General features: G+C 70.1%; 16 protein-coding genes. 9 read left to right on the forward strand and 7 right to left on the reverse strand.

Features of this window, described 5'->3' with window-relative positions; genetic code table 11:
* The first annotated feature begins 1 nt into the window (after window position 1).
* The 4 genes from kdpB to LPN01_RS08625 are packed head-to-tail and all read left to right on the forward strand — an operon-like array spanning window position 2 to window position 5,998.
* Window positions 2–2,035, forward strand: coding sequence for a potassium-transporting ATPase subunit KdpB (kdpB, locus tag LPN01_RS08610; RefSeq protein WP_262827965.1), 2,034 nt, complete (start codon window positions 2–4; stop codon window positions 2,033–2,035).
* A 12-nt stretch (window positions 2,036–2,047) separates the two neighbouring features.
* Entirely contained in the window at window positions 2,048–2,638 is a 591-nt protein-coding gene (kdpC, locus tag LPN01_RS08615; protein ID WP_262827967.1) for a potassium-transporting ATPase subunit KdpC, read from the forward strand.
* Complete coding sequence (locus LPN01_RS08620) at window positions 2,635–5,310, forward strand: sensor histidine kinase (RefSeq protein ID WP_262827968.1); 2,676 nt, start codon at window positions 2,635–2,637, stop codon at window positions 5,308–5,310. The genes kdpC and LPN01_RS08620 overlap by 4 nt, the downstream gene beginning before the upstream one ends.
* Window position 5,311: 1 nt before the next feature.
* Window positions 5,312–5,998: a response regulator transcription factor gene (locus LPN01_RS08625; protein ID WP_262827969.1), complete on the forward strand. Its 687-nt coding sequence runs from the start codon at window positions 5,312–5,314 to the stop codon at window positions 5,996–5,998.
* 35 nt (window positions 5,999–6,033) lie between these two features.
* Here LPN01_RS08625 and LPN01_RS08630 read toward each other — a convergent pair whose 3' ends face one another.
* Window positions 6,034–6,795: an N-acyl amino acid synthase FeeM domain-containing protein gene (locus LPN01_RS08630; RefSeq protein WP_410482819.1), complete on the reverse strand. Its 762-nt coding sequence runs from the start codon at window positions 6,793–6,795 to the stop codon at window positions 6,034–6,036.
* Between the two features lie 508 nt (window positions 6,796–7,303).
* Here LPN01_RS08630 and LPN01_RS08635 point away from each other — a divergent pair.
* Together LPN01_RS08635 and LPN01_RS08640 are read left to right on the forward strand one after the other, a co-directional pair.
* Window positions 7,304–7,873 (forward strand): FxDxF family PEP-CTERM protein, encoded by a 570-nt coding sequence (locus LPN01_RS08635; protein WP_262827971.1) that lies wholly within the window; start codon window positions 7,304–7,306, stop codon window positions 7,871–7,873.
* Between the two features lie 170 nt (window positions 7,874–8,043).
* Window positions 8,044–9,042 carry an SGNH/GDSL hydrolase family protein gene (locus tag LPN01_RS08640; RefSeq protein WP_262827972.1) on the forward strand — a complete coding sequence of 333 codons (999 nt, stop codon included), beginning with the start codon at window positions 8,044–8,046 and terminating at the stop codon, window positions 9,040–9,042.
* A gap of 204 nt (window positions 9,043–9,246) precedes the next feature.
* Here LPN01_RS08640 and LPN01_RS08645 read toward each other — a convergent pair whose 3' ends face one another.
* Window positions 9,247–9,561 (reverse strand): hypothetical protein, encoded by a 315-nt coding sequence (locus LPN01_RS08645; RefSeq protein WP_262827973.1) that lies wholly within the window; start codon window positions 9,559–9,561, stop codon window positions 9,247–9,249.
* 200 nt (window positions 9,562–9,761) lie between these two features.
* Between LPN01_RS08645 and LPN01_RS08650 the strand changes: the two genes are divergently transcribed.
* Genes LPN01_RS08650 through LPN01_RS08660 form a run of 3 tightly spaced genes read left to right on the forward strand, consistent with a single transcriptional unit; the run spans window position 9,762 to window position 10,885 of the window.
* Window positions 9,762–9,959 (forward strand): hypothetical protein, encoded by a 198-nt coding sequence (locus LPN01_RS08650; RefSeq protein ID WP_262827974.1) that lies wholly within the window; start codon window positions 9,762–9,764, stop codon window positions 9,957–9,959.
* 4 nt (window positions 9,960–9,963) lie between these two features.
* Window positions 9,964–10,623: a UPF0149 family protein gene (locus LPN01_RS08655; RefSeq protein WP_262827975.1), complete on the forward strand. Its 660-nt coding sequence runs from the start codon at window positions 9,964–9,966 to the stop codon at window positions 10,621–10,623.
* A gap of 13 nt (window positions 10,624–10,636) precedes the next feature.
* Window positions 10,637–10,885, forward strand: a complete 249-nt coding sequence (locus LPN01_RS08660; protein ID WP_262827976.1) for a DUF3253 domain-containing protein — start codon at window positions 10,637–10,639, stop codon at window positions 10,883–10,885.
* Between the two features lie 14 nt (window positions 10,886–10,899).
* Here the strand turns inward: LPN01_RS08660 and LPN01_RS08665 are convergent, their stop codons facing one another.
* The 5 genes from LPN01_RS08665 to LPN01_RS08685 all read right to left on the reverse strand — a co-directional run bounded on the left by LPN01_RS08665 (window position 10,900) and on the right by LPN01_RS08685 (window position 17,741).
* The gene (locus tag LPN01_RS08665; RefSeq protein ID WP_262827977.1) at window positions 10,900–11,874 is read right to left on the reverse strand and encodes a GGDEF domain-containing protein; all 975 of its coding nucleotides are present in this window, start codon (window positions 11,872–11,874) and stop codon (window positions 10,900–10,902) included.
* A gap of 119 nt (window positions 11,875–11,993) precedes the next feature.
* The gene (locus LPN01_RS08670) at window positions 11,994–12,749 is read right to left on the reverse strand and encodes a hypothetical protein (protein ID WP_262827978.1); all 756 of its coding nucleotides are present in this window, start codon (window positions 12,747–12,749) and stop codon (window positions 11,994–11,996) included.
* A gap of 14 nt (window positions 12,750–12,763) precedes the next feature.
* The gene (locus LPN01_RS08675; protein ID WP_262827979.1) at window positions 12,764–13,300 is read right to left on the reverse strand and encodes a phosphatase PAP2 family protein; all 537 of its coding nucleotides are present in this window, start codon (window positions 13,298–13,300) and stop codon (window positions 12,764–12,766) included.
* The gene (locus tag LPN01_RS08680; RefSeq protein ID WP_262827980.1) at window positions 13,297–16,473 is read right to left on the reverse strand and encodes an efflux RND transporter permease subunit; all 3,177 of its coding nucleotides are present in this window, start codon (window positions 16,471–16,473) and stop codon (window positions 13,297–13,299) included. The genes LPN01_RS08675 and LPN01_RS08680 overlap by 4 nt, the downstream gene beginning before the upstream one ends.
* Window positions 16,470–17,741, reverse strand: coding sequence for a TolC family protein (locus LPN01_RS08685; protein ID WP_410482820.1), 1,272 nt, complete (start codon window positions 17,739–17,741; stop codon window positions 16,470–16,472). Before LPN01_RS08685 ends, LPN01_RS08680 begins: the two co-directional genes overlap by 4 nt.
* Window positions 17,742–17,771 lie beyond the last annotated feature (30 nt).

Raw genomic sequence — 17,771 nt, forward strand, 5'->3', positions numbered from 1 at the left:
CATGGCCCAAAACGCAAAGAGCCTGTTCACCGCCGACCTCGTCGTGCCGGCGATCACGGCGTCGTTCCGGAAGCTCGATCCGCGGGAATTGATCCGCAATCCGGTGATGTTCGTCACCGCCGCGGTCGCGGCGCTGATGACATTGCTGCTGGTGGTCGGACAGGATCACCTGTCGATCGGCTTCAAGCTGCAACTCGTCGTCTGGCTGTGGCTGACCGTGCTGTTCGGCACCTTCGCCGAAGCGCTCGCCGAGGGACGCGGCAAGGCGCAGGCGGCGAGCCTGCGCGCCGCCAAGGCGGAGCTCACCGCCAAGCGGCTGAAGGGCGACGGGCGACAGGTCGACACCGTGCCCGCGAGCCAGCTGCGCGTCGGCGACATCGTGCTGGTCGAGACCGGCGACCTGATCCCGTCGGACGGCGACGTGGTTGCCGGCGTCGCGTCGGTCAACGAGGCGGCGATCACCGGCGAAAGCGCGCCGGTGATCCGCGAGGCGGGCGGCGACCGTTCGGCGGTGACCGCCGGTACACGCGTCATTTCCGATGAAATCCGGGTGAAGGTGACCGTCGAACCCGGCAAGGGCTTCCTCGACCGGATGATCGCGCTGGTCGAGGGCGCCGAGCGGCAGAAGACGCCGAACGAGATCGCGCTGACGCTGCTGCTCGTTGGCCTGACGATCATCTTCCTGATCGCGGTCGCGACCATCCCGGGCTTCGCCAGCTACGCCGGCGGATCGATCCCGGTCGCGATCCTCGCGGCACTGCTCGTCACGCTCATCCCGACGACGATCGCGGCGCTGCTGTCGGCGATCGGCATCGCGGGCATGGACCGGCTGGTGCGCTTTAACGTGCTCGCCAAGTCCGGGCGCGCGGTCGAGGCGGCGGGCGACATCGACGTCCTGCTGCTCGACAAGACGGGGACGATCACGATCGGCGACCGCCAGGCGAGCGAGTTCCGCGCGGTGTCCGGCACCGGCGTCCAGCAACTGGCCGAGGCCGCGCTGATGGCGAGCCTCGCCGATGAGACACCGGAGGGGCGCTCGATCGTCCTGCTCGCGCGCGAGGCGTTCCACGTCGCCACCGTCGCGCTGCCCGCCGGAGCCGAGGTCGTGCCGTTCACCGCACAGACGCGCATCTCGGGCGTGCGCATCGGCGACACGCTGATCCAGAAGGGAGCAGTGGATTCGATCCTGCGCGCGCACCCGGGATCGGGCGAGACCGCCGCCGCGACCGAGCTGCGCCGCATCACCGACGAGATCGCGCGTGCCGGCGGCACGCCGCTCGCGGTCGCGCAGGACGGCCGCCTGCTCGGCGCGATCTTCCTCAAGGACGTGGTGAAGGCGGGCATCCGCGAACGCTTCGGCGAGCTGCGCCAGATGGGCATCCGCACGGTCATGATTACCGGCGACAACCCGTTGACCGCGGCGGCGATCGCGGCGGAGGCCGGAGTGGACGATTTCCTCGCGCAGGCGACGCCCGAGGACAAGCTGGCGCTGATCCGCAAGGAACAGACGGGTGGCCGGCTGGTCGCGATGTGCGGCGACGGTACCAACGACGCGCCCGCGCTGGCGCAGGCCGACGTCGGCGTCGCGATGAACACCGGCACGCAGGCGGCGCGCGAGGCGGGCAACATGGTCGACCTCGACAGCGATCCGACCAAGCTGATCGAGGTCGTCGGCCTCGGCAAGCAGCTGCTGATGACGCGCGGCGCGCTGACCACCTTTTCGGTCGCCAACGACGTGGCCAAATATTTCGCGATCATTCCCGCGATGTTCGTCGCGCTCTATCCGGGCCTCGGCGTGCTCAACGTGATGCGGCTCGGCAGTCCGCAAAGCGCGATCCTGTCGGCGATCGTCTTCAACGCGGTCATCATCCCCTGCCTCGTCCCGCTGGCGCTGCGCGGCGTCGCCTACCGCCCGATGGCGGCGGGACCGCTGCTCGCGCGCAACCTCGCGATCTACGGCCTCGGCGGCCTCGTCGCACCGTTCATCGGCATCAAGCTCATCGACCTTGTGGTCGGTGGCCTCGGTCTCGCCTAAGGAAAGACAGACATGGGCAAGGATTTCTCCTCCGCGCTGCGGCCCGCGATCGTGATGACGATCCTGTTCGCCGCGCTCCTCGGGCTGGTCTACCCGCTCGCCATGACCGGCATCGGCCAGGCGCTCTTTCCCGCGCAGGCGAACGGCAGCCTCGTGCGCGATGCGCGCGGCACCGTCATCGGGTCGCGCATCGTCGGCCAGGCATTCGTCACCGACCGCTACTTCCAGACACGGCCATCCGCGGCGGGCAAGGGCTATGACGGGCTGGCGTCCTCGGGATCCAACCTCGGCCCCGCGGCGAAGGCGCTCGTCGATCGCGTGACGCCCGACGTGGCGCGGCGACGGGCCGAGGGCGTAGCCGGCGCGATGCCCGCCGATCTCGTCACCGCCAGCGGTTCAGGGCTCGATCCGGACCTGTCGCCCGCCGCCGCGCTGGCGCAGGCGCCGCGCGTCGCCCGCGTCCGCGGCCTGCCGGTGGCGCGCGTCCGGACGCTGGTCGCAGAGGCCACCGCGACCTCGCCGTTCGGCGATCCCCACGTCGACGTGCTGGCGCTCAACCGCGCGCTCGACGCCGCATCGCCAGCCACCCGCCCGCGCCGATGACGGGACCGACCGACGGACGCCCCGATCCCGACGCCCTGCTGCGCACCGCCGCGCAGGAGGGGCGGGGGCGGCTGAAGGTGTTCCTCGGTGCCGCGCCGGGCGTCGGCAAGACCTTCGAGATGCTGTCCGAAGGGGCCGGTCGCCGCCGCGACGGGGTCGACGTCGTCGTCGGCGTGGTCGAGACCCACGGCCGCGCGGACACCGAGGCGCTGACCCGCGGGCACGAGATCATGCCGCGGCGCGCGATCGCGCGCGACGGCCGGACGCTGCACGAGATGGACCTCGACGCGATCCTCGCCCGTGCGCCCCGGCTGGTCCTCGTCGACGAACTCGCGCACACCAACGCGCCCGGCAGCCGCCACGCCAAGCGCCATCAGGACGTCGAGGAACTGCTTGCCGCGGGGATCGACGTCTATTCGACCGTCAACATCCAGCACGTCGAAAGCCTGAACGACGTCGTCGCGAGCTTCACCCGCGTCCGCGTGCGCGAGACGGTGCCGGACAGCGTGCTGGAGATGGCGGAGATCGAGGTCGTCGACATCCCGCCGGACGAGCTGATCGAACGGTTGCGGGCGGGCAAGGTCTACCTGCCCGACGAGGCGACCCGCGCGCTGTCGCACTTCTTTTCGAAATCCAACCTGTCGGCATTGCGCGAACTGGCGCTGCGCCGCGCGGCGCAGGCGGTCGACGCGCGGATGCTGGACGACGTCCGCGCGCTGGGGCTCGGCGGCACCTGGGCGGGCAGCGACCGGATCGTCGTCGCGATCAACGAGCTGGCGGGCGCGGACACGCTGGTGCGCGCCGCCAAGCGCGTCGCGGACGGACTGCACGCGCCATGGACCGCGGTCTTCATCGAAACCCCGCGCGCGGCGCATTTCTCGGACATCCAGCACCGCCGCGTCGCTGCCGCGATGACGCTGGCGACGCAGCTGGGCGCGGCGGTCGCGACCGTCCCTGCGACCGACGTGGTGACGGGCATCCAGAGCTTCCTGGCCGATGCCCGCGCCACGCAGCTGGTGATGGGCAAGTCGCGCCGGTCGCGCTGGTTCGAATTCCTGCACGGTTCGATCGTCGACCGGGTGATCCGCGACACGCCCGGGGTCACCGTCCACGTGCTGCCCGTCGCCGCGGGGGAGGGTGGCCGCGAGCGGGGACGGCGCCGGCCGGCGGGATGGGGCACCCCGGCTGGCTATGCGGTCGCCACCGCGATGGTCGCGGGCGTCACCGCCGCGGCGAGCGCGCTGTTCCACGTCCTCGATCTCGGCAACGTCGCGCTCCTGTACCTGCTGCCGGTGATGGCCGCGGCGAGCCTGTACGGCCTGCGGACCGGGCTCTACGCCGGCATAGCGTCGAGCCTCGCCTACAATTTCTTCTTCCTGCCGCCGGTCGGCACGCTAAGCATCAGCAATCCCGAAAACCTCGTTTCCGTATTCGTGCTGCTCGGCATCGCGATCGCGACCAGCCAGCTGACCGCGCGCGTACGGGCGCAGGCCGACATGGCCGCGGCGAGCGCGCGGACCAACGCCATGCTGGCGGGGTTCCTGCGCAAGATCGCGGGCGTCAACGCCATCGACGTGGCGGCGCAGATGATCTGCGACGACGTCCGCGGGCTGCTCGACGTACAGGCGATTCTGCTCGTTCCCGGCACCGGGACGCAGCTCGAGATCCTCGCGGCGAGCGATCCGGCCTATCGCCTCGACACGATGGATACCGCCGCCGCGACCTGGGCGCTCGACACCGGCACGGCGGCGGGCAAGGGGTCGGGCACGCTCGCCGCGTCGGAATGGCTGTTCCAGCCGTTGCAGGCGGGTAGCCGCGTGCTCGGCGTGCTCGGCGTCGCGCGCGACACGACGGCCGCACCGATCCGCGCCGACCAGCTGCCGCTGCTCGGCAGCCTCGTCGACCAGTCCGCGCTCGTCCTCGAACGGCTGCGGCTGGAGGTCGAGATGCGCGATGTCGAGACGGTCCGGACGCGTGACCGGCTGCGCGCCGCTCTGTTGTCGTCGGTCAGCCACGACCTGCGCACGCCGCTGACCGCGGTCATCGCCGCCGCAGACCAGCTCGACCACGGCACAACGCCCGAACTGGTCGCCACGATCAAGACCGAATCCGCCCGCCTCAACCGTTTCGTCGCCAATCTGCTCGACATGGCGCGGGTCGAGGCGGGGGCGTTGACGCTGGCCATCGAGCCGACCGACCTCGAGGACGCGGTGACCGGCGCGGCGCACGACGCGCGGCGCGCGCTGGAGGGGCATGCGGTGCGGCTCGACGTGCCGCCCGACCTGCCGCTGGTCCGCGCCGACCCGCAGTTGCTGCACCATTGCCTGCTCAACCTGCTCGACAACGCCGGCCGCTACGGCGATCCGGGGACGGAGATCGTCATCGAAGGGCGCCATCGCTTCGGCGAACTCCGCCTGGTCGTGCGCGATCACGGCCCCGGCCTGCCGCCGGGGCGGGAGGCGGAGGTGTTCGAGACGTTCCGGCGGCTGGAGGGCTCCGATCGTGCCGCCGGCGGCACCGGGCTCGGCCTCGCCATCGTCAAGGCGTTCGCCGAGGCGATGGGCCTCGCGGTCGAGGCCGCGAACCGCGACGACGGCGCCGGCGCCGCCTTCGCCCTGGTCTTTCCATCGCACCTGATCGTCCGCGATCGCGCGCCAGAGGGTCTTACCTGACATGCCCGACCGGATCCTCGTCGTCGACGACGAAGCCGCCATCCGCCGCCTGCTGCGCACCACGCTGATGCGTGCCGGGTACGATGTCGTCGAAGCGCAGGACGGGCGGCAGGCGCTGCGCCAGGCGGCGGCCGAGCATCCCGCCGCCGTGCTGCTCGACCTCGGGCTGCCGGATCGCGATGGCCTCGGCCTGATCCCGCTGCTGCGCGCCGACGGCGACGCGGTCGTACTGGTGGTGTCCGCGCGCGATGCCGTGGAGGAAAAGGTGACCGCGCTCGACCTCGGCGCCGACGATTTCGTCGGCAAGCCCTTCGATACCGAGGAATTGCTCGCACGGCTGCGCGCGGCGCTGCGCCATCGCGGCGCGACCGGGCCGGCGCCGACGATCGTCCGGCATGGCGACATCGTCATCGATCTCGATCGCCGGACCGTGCGGCGCGGCGGCGAGGAGTTGCACCTCACCCGCAAGGAATATGACGTCCTGGCCGTGCTCGCCCGTCATGTCGGCCGGGTGGTGACGCATCAGGGCATGCTTGCCGCCGCCTGGGGCGGAGACGACGACCCGCGCATCGAATACCTCCGCATCGTCATCCGCAACCTGCGCCAGAAGCTGGAACAGCCGGGACCGGTCGGCAGCGTCATCGCCAACGAACTGGGGGTCGGCTACCGCCTGCGCGCGGACGCCTGAGGCGGTGTCGGCGCGTGCCGGCCGGCGCCCGGGCGTCAGTGCAGGGGGTATTCGCGGTCGCTGACCAGCCGGGCGAAGACGCCGTCCTCTTCCTTCGGTGAAAAGAAGTGGTTGTACAGCGAGCGGTTCGCGACGTGCTTGCTGGCTTCGACGCGGCGGCGGATCTCGTCGACCTTCAGCCACATCAGCTGCGCGGGCGCCTCGACCGCCTCGTGGTGGCGGACGTCGCCGACCCTCGAAAAGCCCAGCATCGTCTCGTAATAGCGGCAGTGGCGCGGGTTCACCTCGATAAACAGGTCGGTGCAATAATGCTGCCGGTAGCCGTAGATGAAGACGATGTGGAACAGCGCGGCGAGCATCGGCTTCGACGGCGCGCCCGCATCGAAGGCAAGCTTGGTGAGTTCGCAGACCCTGGCCCCCGGCTGCGCGCGGATCGCATCGATCTCGGCGCGGAACAGCCCGTCTGCGGCAATACCCATCGCGGAATCGACGGCGAGCGTGACCGTGCCGATCGTCCGGCAACAGTCGAGCGCGGTGAAGGTCAAATGGCTCGGCGTCGCCGGTATGTCATGGTCGTTACCGTAACCGCGCCATTCATACATGCGGTTGATGAGCAAACGCGCCTGGCTGCGATGATCGTCGGAATCGGCAAGTCTTATCTTATAGTTCGAAGATTTCGTCTGCCGAAAACTCGAATCGAGCGGCGTGTGACATTCCAGGCACCCGGGGGCGATGCGACCGAAGTCCGCGCCCCCGCCGGTTGCATGGTCGTACGATTCACGTGCGAGAAACGCCATACTGAAAACCCCCGCAACTTCCTGAACGCAAAGCACATTGCCGGTAGAATGACTTCTACCGCGCCTACGATGTCCTGGTTAAGAAATGCTTAAACCACCCCGGGCAAGCCGATCGCGGTGCGTGCCGGCCTTTGCCGTCCACTGCACCTCGATGACGCTGCCCCGTCTCCTCCGATCACGACAGGAATGCTTGGTTAGTCTTGTCCTGTGCGCTTGCCCGATGGTGTAGAAGCCGGGTTTGTCGCAAGTCCATATGGGCCGTCCGACAAGGCGACGAAGCGGTGTTGCGGTGCGGCGGACTTGGGCGTGACCGCTTATGCATCTGGCCCGCCGACGATTTTTCAGCCGCTCGGGCCTTTTGCGTCAAAGCGGGACACCCGCACAGCGGGATTTGCGACGAACTGGTAAAGCTTTCGTAAATGTAAGCTTGGTTGTCGTTCGGGATTCGGTTAGTCGATCTGCGGGGGCGGCGGTGGCAGCGACGCTGTCGCAGTAACAGGAGTAGACCATGAACAAGACGATCATCACGACCTTGGCGGCGGTAGCCGCATTCGCCGTCGCACCGGCGGCCAGCGCGACCAACTTCCCGGTCGGCAGCCCGAACTTCACCGCGACGCCGGGGCCGAACGGCACCATCTCGGGCAATTTCGGCAACTCCGGCATCGGCATCGGCACCTTCACCGATACCTTCACGTTCACGCTCGGCGCCAACGGCTTCGGCAGCGGCACGGTGTCGACCAGCTCGTCGATGCTGCAGAGCTCGACCGATCTCGACTTCACCTCGGTGCTCATCAACGGCTCGCTCGCCAACCTCACCAAGACGGACGGTGGTCTGTTCGAAGTGGCGTTCGCGAACATGGTGCCGATCACCGCGCTCCAGCTCAACACGCTGACGGTCAACTACGTGTCGCGCGGCGCGGGCGCCTACGGCGGCCAGCTGACCTTCATTCCGTCGGCGACCGCGGTTCCCGAGCCCGCCGCATGGGCGATGATGATCCTCGGCATGGGCGTCGTCGGTTTCGCGCTCCGTTCGGCGAAGCGCAAGTCGAAGGTCCGCACGACCGTCACCTTCGCCTAAGCCTTACGTCTTGGCATGGATGAAGCCGCCGTTCCGGAAGGGACGGCGGCTTTTTTCATGCCCGCGCCCGCCGCCGTCATCCGTCCCGGATTGGCACGGAAAGGACCGTTTGCCAGTCCGCCATCCCCCTGATAACTTCGTTAACCATAACGATAAAACAGGAGGACAGGATGAGCAGAAGGGCCATTGGCGGCTTGGCGGTCGCGCTTGCGGTATTGGCGAGCCCGGTCGCGGCACAGGTCGCGCAACCACGCTACACCTCGTTGACGGTGTTCGGCGACAGCCTCGTCGATGCCGGTAACATCCGGACGCTGGGGTTCGGTGCCAACCCGGCGCAGGGGTATTTCAACGGTCGTTTCACCAATGGCTACGACTATACCGACCTGCTGAGCCTCCGGCTGTACGGCACGGCGACGGTGGCCTCGCTGCAGGGCGGCACGAACTTCGCCTTCGGCGGCGCACGGGCGACGACGACCTCCAACGTACCCGATCTCGTCGAGCAGCTCGGGCTCTACAGCGGCTATCTGGCGACCGGCAAGGCGGTCGATCCCAACGGGCTGTACGTCCTGAACTTCGGCGGCAACGACATCTTCGCCGCACAGGCGGCGGGTGCGCCGACCGGGTTCGCCAGCGACAGCGCGTTCCTGATGAACGCCGCCACGACCTATGCCGGCGGAATCCAGACGCTCAGCAACCTCGGCGCGCGCAATTTCCTCATCACCGGCTTCCCGGTCGCCACCGGCGACGGGCTGTCGCTGTCGATCGAGGCGGAGGGCTATCTGTCGACCGCGCTCGGCAACCTGAACCTGGCGCCGGGTTCGACGCTCTACCGCTTCAGCTACCTCGATTTCTTCCAGAAGATCACCACCAACCCCACCGCCTATGGCCTGCCGGCGAACCTCATCCAGCCCGACCCGACGCGCGCCGACGGCGGCACCTGTCAGGGGGCGGCGGCCTTCCCGGCGTGCACCGGCTATTTCTCGTTCGACGGTATCCATCCGACCGCCGCGGTGCAGCAGGCCGCGTTCAACGAGATGAACCGCCAGTTCAACCTGACCGGCGCCGTGCCGGAGCCATCGATGTGGCTGATGATGATCGTCGGCGCCGGTGCCGTCGGCTTTGCGATGCGCCGTCGCGCACGGGTCGTCACCACCGTCCGCTTCGCCTGAACCGGACGGCCCGCGGGCGAGGGAAAGCCGTCATCCCGGAGCAGGGGGTGGCGGCTTTTTCGTATGGTACGCAGGGCGGGTCGACAGGCGGCGGTGGCACGGACCCCTCCCGTTTCGCCGACATCGTCAAACCCCCGAACCCCGGCCCGCGTCACGGCAAAGCGGCGCCATTCCCGTTCCGTGTCGGGCGCGTCCCTGCGCGGATCAGCAGTCGCCCAGGCCGTAGCGTCGCCACGCCACGTCGGATCGCACCGCCGCACCCGCGCGGATCAGCGTGCAGGCGAGGTCGCGCTTGTCGGGCAGGGCGCATTTGGCGACGATATACGGCCCCTCGTTGCCGGCCGGCAGGCACGACACGGTCTTGCCTATCGTCAGCGCGGCCAGCGCCCTGCGCCCGCGCGGCGGGGCACGATCGCCGGTTTCGAGCCCCGCGATCCGGATCCGCGCCCGGTCGCGGCACAGGAGCGTCGTGCCGTCGGGCACGTCGGCCACCAGGCACAGGATGATTGCCGCCATCATATCGCACGCTCCCCGACCGCGACCGCGGGTGAAGCGAGCCGTCCCGGCCGCGCGTGGTCGCCCCCCGTCATAGCCGCCGGACCGGGCGCCGTCACGCACCCGCCGATCGATCGCGTCGACCGCGATCGGGTGCCGGAGGGGCCGTGCGGCACGCGCAAAGGCATCTGCCCTCGTGGCGCGCGCTCTGCTAACGGACGGGCATGCTCAGACTCAGAACGAAGCGACAGGGGATCGCGGCGGCGCAAACAGCGACCACGCTGGCGCAGATCGCGGCCTCGATCGGCCGGCTCGACGACGAATCGCTGCTCGATCTGGCGGATATCTTCGCCCACGACGCGGCCTCGCCGTTGCAGCCGCTCGCGGCGGCCGAAATGACCAGACGCGGCCTGAGCCTGTGAGGCCATGAGGCCTGTTCCCTCCCGCCTGCGCCGCCTCGACGGCGCGCTCGCCGACCTGCCGGTCGAGGAGCCGATGCTGCTCACCGAGCTGGACGGTTTCCTGACCGGTATCGTGCTGTGCCCCGAGGCGATGCCGCCGGTCGAATGGATGCAGGGCATCTGGGGTCCGGACGACAGCGACGTCCCGCCGTTCGACGATCCGCTCGACGTGGCATGGTTCGCCGCGGCGGTGATGGCGCGACACGACGCGATCGCGCGCGACCTGGCGCGCGGCAAGCCGCAACCGATCCTCGACGTCGACGAACGCAACGGCGACGTCCTGTGGGAGGGGTGGATTGATGGTTTCGCGGAGGCGATGGCGCTGCGCCCGGATTGCTGGGACGCCGACGGCGCCGAACCGGATGCGGCGGACGCGCGGTCGCGCCTCGCGCTGCTGGTCGCGGTCGCGCGCGACGAGAGCGACCTCGACAGCGTGGAGATCAACGCCTTCGCCGATCGTGCGGCGGCGGAGATCGGCACGGTGATGCAGCACCTGTACGCGACGCTGCCGCCCGCGCGCCGGGCCGCGTCCGCGACGACGATCCCGACCCCGCCGAAGACCGGCCGCAACGATCCGTGCCATTGCGGATCGGGTGCCAAGTTCAAGCGCTGCTGTGGCGCATGACGCGCCGTCGCCGATGCGGTCGGCCGCAGGCGATGTCGCGCTGACCCTGCTCGCCGCCCGCGCCGCGGGGGCGACGATATGCCCGAGCGAAGTGGCGCGGGCGATCGCCGGGTCGGAGCGGGACTGGCGCGATGCGATGCCCGCGGTGCACGCCGCGGTCGATACGCTGGTCGCCGCGGGTGCGGTCCGGCTGAGCTGGAAGGGGCGGCGGATGCCGGTGCGCGCCGGACCGTACCGGATCGGGCGCGCCGCAGACGCCTGAGCGCGGCGCGCGGTTCAGCTCTGGACGACGCGATTGCGCCCTTCGGCCTTGGCGCGATAGAGAGCGGCGTCGGCACGGTGCACCGCCGCGACGCTGTCGGTATGGTCGCCGACCGCGATCGATACGCCGGCGGAGAACGAGATCAGGCCGATCGGTTCATCGTTCTCGCGCAGCTTGAATTCGCGGGTGGACAGGTCGAGCCGCGCGGCATCGAGCAGCGCGACGCCGTGCTGCTGGTCGTCCCCGGGCATCACGAACAGGAATTCCTCGCCGCCCCACCGTCCGACGAACTGCGGTGCGCAGGACGTCGACAGCGTCGCCGCGACGAGCTTCAGCACGCGATCGCCGACGCCATGGCCGTAACGGTCGTTGATCGACTTGAAATGGTCGATGTCGCAGATGCCGATGATCCGGCTCTGTCCCTGGCTCGCGAGCTTTTCGAGATGTCGCTCGATCGCGCGCCGGTTGCCGAGCCCGGTCAGCTGGTCGCGTTCGGCGTCGTCGCGCGCGACCTCCAGTTCCTGGCGCAGCACCGCGACCTCGCGGGCGGCGGCATGCAGCTCCTGCTCGGCACTTCGGGCGCGTTCGATCATGCCGGTGACGATCTGGACGGTGCGGACGGCTTCCTCGCCCAGATTCTTCGCCTCGGCGGTCAGGTCGCGCGAGAAGGCGCCGGTCGCCGCCGCCGCGGAGGAGGCCATGTCGCCGAGCTTGATCGTCTGGTGGCGCAGCGCGTCGCGGTCGCGCTCGTCACCGGGTATCGGATCCGATGCCGCCGCGCCGCGCGCGAACAGGCGCAGGATCTCGTCCGCCTCCTCCTGCCGGATGCGGACGCCGCCGTCGGTGATCGCGCCGACCGCCTGCGCCACCGGCGACGTCGGTTCGCCGAGCGCGATATAGGCGAGCGTATAGTTCTGCGGGGTGGGCGCGAGCCGTTGCTGCGCCAGAAAGGCGAGCGCTCGTTCTCCTTGGGCCTGCGTCGCGGACATCGGGTGCATCTCGTCGGGAAAGAGGTCGTCCCGCTCTACACCAGCCGGGCGTCGCTTTCGCAAGCGTCGCTGCGCGATACGCGCCGGCCGGCCGCTCCAAAACGGGGCGATCGCGCGCGCTAGGCGGCGCGCCGCTCCGCCCGTTGGGGCAGCATCAGGATCAGGACGAGGATCGCGACGACGAGCACCAGCGAGGCAAGCGGGCGGCTGAGGTCGAGGCCGCCGTGATCGCGTGGCTTGTCGAGGGCATCGCCGACCGTCGCGCCGAGCGGGCGGGTGAGGATGAAGGCCAGCCAGAACAGCGCGATGCGCGACAGCGCGGTCGTCCGGTAGAGGATCGCGAGCACCAGCAACGCCGCCCCGAACAGCACGGCCGCGCCGAGATAGCCGAGCCCCCCATCGTCCGCGAGCCAGTCGCCGAGCGCCGTTCCCAGCGTCTGCGAGAGCGTGATCGTGATCCAGTAGAACAGCTCGGCGCGCGGTTCGTGCACCGATTCGACCGCGATCGTACCGGTCGCGGCATGCCAGCCGGCCAGCGCGACGATCACCGACGCCAGCAGCAGCAGCGATCCGCCGGCATAGCCGATGCCGAGCGAGCGGGTGGCGAAGTCGGCGAGCGTCGTCCCGGCGGTGGTCGAGGCGATGATCGTCGCCCAGTAGAGCAGCGGATGGAAGCGCCGCGCGCGCAACTGGCCGCCGACCAGCACCACCAGCATCGTGCCGAAGATCGCCGACCCGACCAGATACCCGAGCCCGAGCGTCATCGTCACCGCATCGCCCGCGGTTTCGCCGAGCGTGGTCGCCAGGATCTTGATGATCCAGAACGCCGCCGTGACCTGCGGCACCTTGGCGAACGGTCGATCGCGGTCGTGCATCGCTATGCCTTCCATCAAAAGCGCATGGCGAGGGCGAGCCCGCCACCGCGGTGCGCGCTCCACGGCGTCAGGCGTACCGCGTCGTCGTGACGCGCGGTCAGCAGGAAGCCGCCCGCCGTCCCGATCGCTGCACCGGCGAGCACGTCGTGGACGTAATGCTTGTCGGCGCGGACGCGCGCGACGCCGACGAAGCTCGCGACGAGCAACGCCGGCAGCCCGGCACGCCAGCCGTAGCGCTTTTCGAGGCTGGCGGCGGCGGCGAAGGAAATCGAGGTATGGCCCGAGGGAAACCCGCGATCGTCGCTGCCGTCGGGCCGCCGTTCGTGGACGAGTTCCTTGAGGACGAAGGTCGTCCCGCCCGCCACGGCCATGCTGCCCGCCGCCTGAAGGTCGCCGCGCCAGTCGCCCTGGACCGCGGGGATGCCGAGCGCGGCGCCGACCAGCGCGTTGCGCGCAATGCCGCTGGCGCGGTCCCAGCCGCGCGCGTCCGCCTGTGCGGCGGCGGGCCAGAGGAGGCCCAGTGCCAGGATCGGGAGGTACGTCGGCGTCATGCCTGGTCCTTCGCAACGGGGGTGTCGGTCCGCTTCGCGCCGAACCAATGATAGAGGCTGGGGAGCAGCAGCAGGGTGAGGATGGTCGACGTGACGATGCCGCCGATCACCACGGTGGCGAGCGGTCGCTGGACCTCCGCCCCCGCGCCGCTGGCGATCGCCATCGGCACGAAGCCGATCGACGCGACCAGCGCGGTCGACAGCACCGGGCGCAGACGGTCGCGCGCGCCCTGTCGCACGGCGTCCTCGGTCGACAGCGGCCCGGCGCCATCGCGACCGTCGCGCAGCGCATTGATATGGTCGATCAGGACGAGCCCGTTGAGCATCGCGATGCCCGACAGCGCGATGAATCCGATCGCCGCGGTGATCGAGAACGGCATGCCGCGCAACCACAGCGCGAGCACCCCGCCGGTCACCGCGAACGGAATGCCGGTATAGACGATCGCGGCCTCCCTGACGCTGCCGAGCGCCGCATAGACGAGCAGGAAGATCAGGATCAGCGCCGCCGGCACGACGATCGACAGTCGTTTCTGCGCGGCTTCCAGCTGGTGGAACTGGCCGCCGAACTCGATGCGATAGCCGGGCGGCAGTTTCACGCCCCCGGTCACCGCGGCGCGCGCCTTCTGCACGTAACCGGCAAGGTCGCTCGTTGCGAGGTTCACCATCAGCGCGGCGCGACGCTTGCCGCCGTCGTGCAGGATCGGTTCGACCGCACGGATCCGGTGCAGCCGGGCGACCCGCGACAGCGGCACCATGCCGTATTCGCCGACGCGCAGCGGCAGCGCGAGGATCGCGGCGGGGTCGGCGCGCAACGCTTCGGGCATGCGCACGACGATTTCGTGCCGTGCCTCGCCCTCCGGGATGAAGCCGACCTCGGCGCCTGCGACGCCGTCGGTGATCGCGCTGTTGACCTCCGCGATGCCGAGGCCGAGCCGCAGCATCGCGGCATGGTCCAGTTCGACGACCAGGCTTTCGGGACGCCCCGCCGTTTCGAACTCGACGCCTTCGGTGCCGGGCTGCTTTTCCAGGATCGCCTTCGCCTGTTTCGCGGCGCGTTCGAGGACGTCGTAATCCTCGCCGAAGATCTTGACCGATACGTCGGCGCGGACGCCTTCGAGCATCTCGTTGAAGCGCATCTCGATCGGCTGGGCGAATTCGAACGTCTGGCCGCGATAGACCTGGCGGCCGACGCGCTCGATCCCGGCGACCAGGTCCTGCTTGCTCTTCGGCCGGCCGTCGCCCTGCGGCCAGTCCTTTTCCGGCGTGTAGAAGATGTAGAGGTCGTTTTCGTTGGGCGGCATCGGATCGGTCGCGACCTCGCTGGTGCCGATGCGCGAGAAGGTGTGGCTGATCTGCGGGAACTGGCGGCGGATCGCGCGTTCGGTCGCGGCCTCGATCGCGAGGCTGCGGTCGAGCGACATGCCGACCGGGCGGTAGACCATGGCGGTGATCGCGCCCTCGTCGAGCTGCGGCGTGAACTGCGAGCCGAGCGTGCGGAAGACCAGATAGGTCGCCGCCAGCAGGATCGCCGCGGCCAGCGCCAGCCATGCCGGATGCGCGATCGCGCGTTCCAGCACCGGCACGTAGCCGCGTTCGGCATAGCCGATCAGGCCCGTGGTGCGGCCGTCGCCCTCGTCCCCCTCGGGTGCGCGCAGCAGCCAGGCGGACAGCGCGGGGACGATGGTGAAGGTCCAGATCAGGCCGGCGACGATCGCGAGCATCACCGCCTGTGCCATCGGCTGGAACAGCTTGCCCTCGACCCCGCCGAGGCTGAGCACGGGGACGTAGACCAGCGCGATGATGGCGATGCCGAACAGCGTCGGGCGGGCGACCATCCGCGCCGCATCCGCGATCGTCGCCCGGCGCGCCTCCGCGTCGAGCGGCGCACCGGCCTCGCGGCGGCGGACGGCGAGCAGCCGCAGCCCGTTCTCGACCACCACGATCGATCCGTCGACGATCAGGCCGAAATCGAGCGCGCCGAGGCTCATCAGATTGCCCGACAGGCCGATCGCGTTCATCCCCGACACGGTGACGAGGAAGGCGAGCGGGATGACGATCGCGACGATCAGCGCGGCGCGCCAGTTCCCCATCACCAGCAGCAGCACCAGCGCGACGAGCAAGGCGCCGACACCCAGATTGTGTTCGACCGTGGCGATCGTGCGATCGACCAGGTCCGACCGGCTGTATTGCGGGTGGATCGTCATGCCCTTGGGCAGCGCGGCCTGGATGTCGGGCAGCGCCTCCTCGGCGCGCAACGCCACTTCGCGGCTGTTCTGGCCGACCAGCATCATCACCGTGCCGAGCACCGTCTCGCGCCCGTTCTGCGTCGCCGCGCCCTGCCGCGGCGCCGACCCGATCACCACGTCGGCAAGGTCGCGGACCTGGAGCGGCAGCACGCCGGCGGCGAACTTCACCGGAATCGCGCCGATCTGCGTCGCGTCCATCACGCGCGCGTCGGTGCGGACGGTCAGTCGTTCCGGCCCCTGCGCGATGATGCCGCCGCCGGCGTTCTCGACGTTGCTGCCGACCGCCTTCGCCAGTTCGGCGGCGGTGACGCCGTGCAGCGCCAGTCGCCGCGGGTCGGGCTGCACCACGAACTGCTGCTCGATGCCGCCGTTCGAATTGACGTCGGCGACGCCGGTGACCGCGCGCAGCATCGGGCGGACGGTATATTCCTGCGCCTCGTACAGCTCCATCAGCTGCCGCTGCGCGTCGAGTCCGACGGGCGGCGTGCGCCATTCGAGCGTATAGTAGAAGATCTCGCCGAGCCCGGTCGTGATCGGCGCGAGCTGCGGCGACGCGCCGGTCGGCAGCTGGTCGCGCACCGCGGCCAGCCGTTCGGTCACCAGCTGGCGCGCGCGCAACTGGTCGGTGCCGTCCTTGTAGAGCAGCGTCACCTGGCTGAGGCCGGTCTTGGTCAGCGAGCGCGTCTCGTCGAGCCCCGGCTGTCCCGCCATCGCGCGCTCGATCGGCAGCGTCGCGAGCCGCTCGATCTCCTCGGGCGCGAGCGCGGGGACCATCGTATTGATCTGCACCTGCACCCCGGTGATGTCGGGGATGGCGTCGATCTTGAGCGTGGCGAACGACCACAGGCCGGCCGCCGCGACCAGCGCGGTGACCAGCGCGACGGCGAGCCGGTGGCGGGTGACGAGGTCGAGCAGCCGCGCGATCATCGGCCGGGCGCTGTCCCGCCGTTGAGCGCGCGCAGTTGCAATAGCGCCTCCAGCGCCTCGCGCCGGGTGTCGAGCACCGCGACCGTGGCATCGACATAGGCCTGCTGCATCTGGGTATAGGTCGCGAGCGGGATCGCGCCGAGCCGGTAGTTGCGATCGGCGTCGGCGGCGGCATCGGCGAAACGGCGCGGCGTCTCCGCATCCCATTGCGCGAGCGCGCGGCGCTTCGCCTCATATTGCGCCGCCTGGTCGAACACCGCGCGCGCGATCCGCCGCTCGGCGGCGACCAGCGTCGCATTCGCCTGCGCCTCGCGGCCCTGCTCGGCGGCGACCTCGCCCGCCTGGCGGTTCCACAGCGGCAGCGTCGTCGACAGGCGGACGCCGTAGTTCGTCTCGCGGATGTCCGAACGGGCCCGGTCGTAATAGGGGCCGACGCTGACCACCGGGATGCGGCCCTTGCGCGCCAGGTCGACGCGCAGGCCCTGCTGCTCGAACTGCGCGCGCAGCGACTTCAATTCGAAATTGTTGGCGGCGGCATTCGCGGCGAGCGTGGTGCCCGACGGCAGGTCGGGGAGCGACATGTCCGGGCGGATGATGCGGATGCGCGCCGCGAACGGCGTACCGCGCAGCTGGTTCAGTTCGTAGAGGATCGAATTGGCCTCGGCATCGGCGCCGGCCGCGGTGCGCTCGGCGCTGATGGCATCGGCCTGCAACGTCGCCGCCTCCAGCTGCGGGGCCGGGCCGGCCGGGTCGCGCGAGACGATGACGCGCGCCAGCGTGCGCATCCGGCCGGCGACGCTGCGCGCCGCGGCGGCCTTTTCGTCGGCGGCAAACAGGCCGTAACCGAGCGTACGCGCGCGTGCTGCCAGCGTCGCGTCGAATTGCTGCAAGCCGATCCGGGCCAGCGCGATCTGCCGTTCCGCGATCGCGCGGCGCAGCGCGATGCGCCCGCCGAACTCGATCGGTTGTACCACCGACACCGCATAGGTCTGGCCGTCGCCGAGCGGCGCGCCGCTGCCGGGATCGGTCGCGCGGCGTTCGCCGAATTCCACCACCGCCTCGGGATCCGCCCAGCGTCCGGCCGCGGCACGTTCGGTGCCCGCGGTCTCGATCTGCCGCTCGTAGAACTGGCGTTCGGGGTTGTTGGCAACGACCTCCTGCGCCAGCCGGTCGAGCGACACCGCGGTCGCCTCCTGCGCCCGCACCGCCACCGGCGTCGCCACGACGGCGACCAGCGCGACCATCATTGCACCCGCCAGCGACCCCATGGCCGGCCATCGCGTCATCGTCATCGTCTG

It is taken from the genome of Sphingomonas sp. A2-49 (assembly GCF_025548555.1).
Taxonomy (GTDB): Bacteria; Pseudomonadota; Alphaproteobacteria; order Sphingomonadales; family Sphingomonadaceae; genus Sphingomonas.

Excerpts from the sequence above, each read along its gene's own strand:
- LPN01_RS08630 (WP_410482819.1), bottom strand. The coding sequence starts at position 6,795 with ATGGCGTTTCTCGCACGTGAATCGTACGACCATGCAACCGGCGGGGGC.
- LPN01_RS08670 (WP_262827978.1), bottom strand. The coding sequence starts at position 12,749 with ATGCACGACCGCGATCGACCGTTCGCCAAGGTGCCGCAGGTCACGGCG.
- LPN01_RS08620 (WP_262827968.1), top strand. The coding sequence starts at position 2,635 with ATGACGGGACCGACCGACGGACGCCCCGATCCCGACGCCCTGCTGCGC.
- LPN01_RS08645 (WP_262827973.1), bottom strand. The coding sequence starts at position 9,561 with ATGATGGCGGCAATCATCCTGTGCCTGGTGGCCGACGTGCCCGACGGC.
- LPN01_RS08650 (WP_262827974.1), top strand. The coding sequence starts at position 9,762 with ATGCTCAGACTCAGAACGAAGCGACAGGGGATCGCGGCGGCGCAAACA.
- LPN01_RS08655 (WP_262827975.1), top strand. The coding sequence starts at position 9,964 with ATGAGGCCTGTTCCCTCCCGCCTGCGCCGCCTCGACGGCGCGCTCGCC.
- kdpC (WP_262827967.1), top strand. The coding sequence starts at position 2,048 with ATGGGCAAGGATTTCTCCTCCGCGCTGCGGCCCGCGATCGTGATGACG.
- LPN01_RS08680 (WP_262827980.1), bottom strand. The coding sequence starts at position 16,473 with ATGATCGCGCGGCTGCTCGACCTCGTCACCCGCCACCGGCTCGCCGTC.
- LPN01_RS08635 (WP_262827971.1), top strand. The coding sequence starts at position 7,304 with ATGAACAAGACGATCATCACGACCTTGGCGGCGGTAGCCGCATTCGCC.
- kdpB (WP_262827965.1), top strand. The coding sequence starts at position 2 with ATGGCCCAAAACGCAAAGAGCCTGTTCACCGCCGACCTCGTCGTGCCG.
- LPN01_RS08660 (WP_262827976.1), top strand. The coding sequence starts at position 10,637 with ATGCGGTCGGCCGCAGGCGATGTCGCGCTGACCCTGCTCGCCGCCCGC.
- LPN01_RS08640 (WP_262827972.1), top strand. The coding sequence starts at position 8,044 with ATGAGCAGAAGGGCCATTGGCGGCTTGGCGGTCGCGCTTGCGGTATTG.
- LPN01_RS08675 (WP_262827979.1), bottom strand. The coding sequence starts at position 13,300 with ATGACGCCGACGTACCTCCCGATCCTGGCACTGGGCCTCCTCTGGCCC.
- LPN01_RS08685 (WP_410482820.1), bottom strand. The coding sequence starts at position 17,741 with ATGGGGTCGCTGGCGGGTGCAATGATGGTCGCGCTGGTCGCCGTCGTG.
- LPN01_RS08625 (WP_262827969.1), top strand. The coding sequence starts at position 5,312 with ATGCCCGACCGGATCCTCGTCGTCGACGACGAAGCCGCCATCCGCCGC.
- LPN01_RS08665 (WP_262827977.1), bottom strand. The coding sequence starts at position 11,874 with ATGTCCGCGACGCAGGCCCAAGGAGAACGAGCGCTCGCCTTTCTGGCG.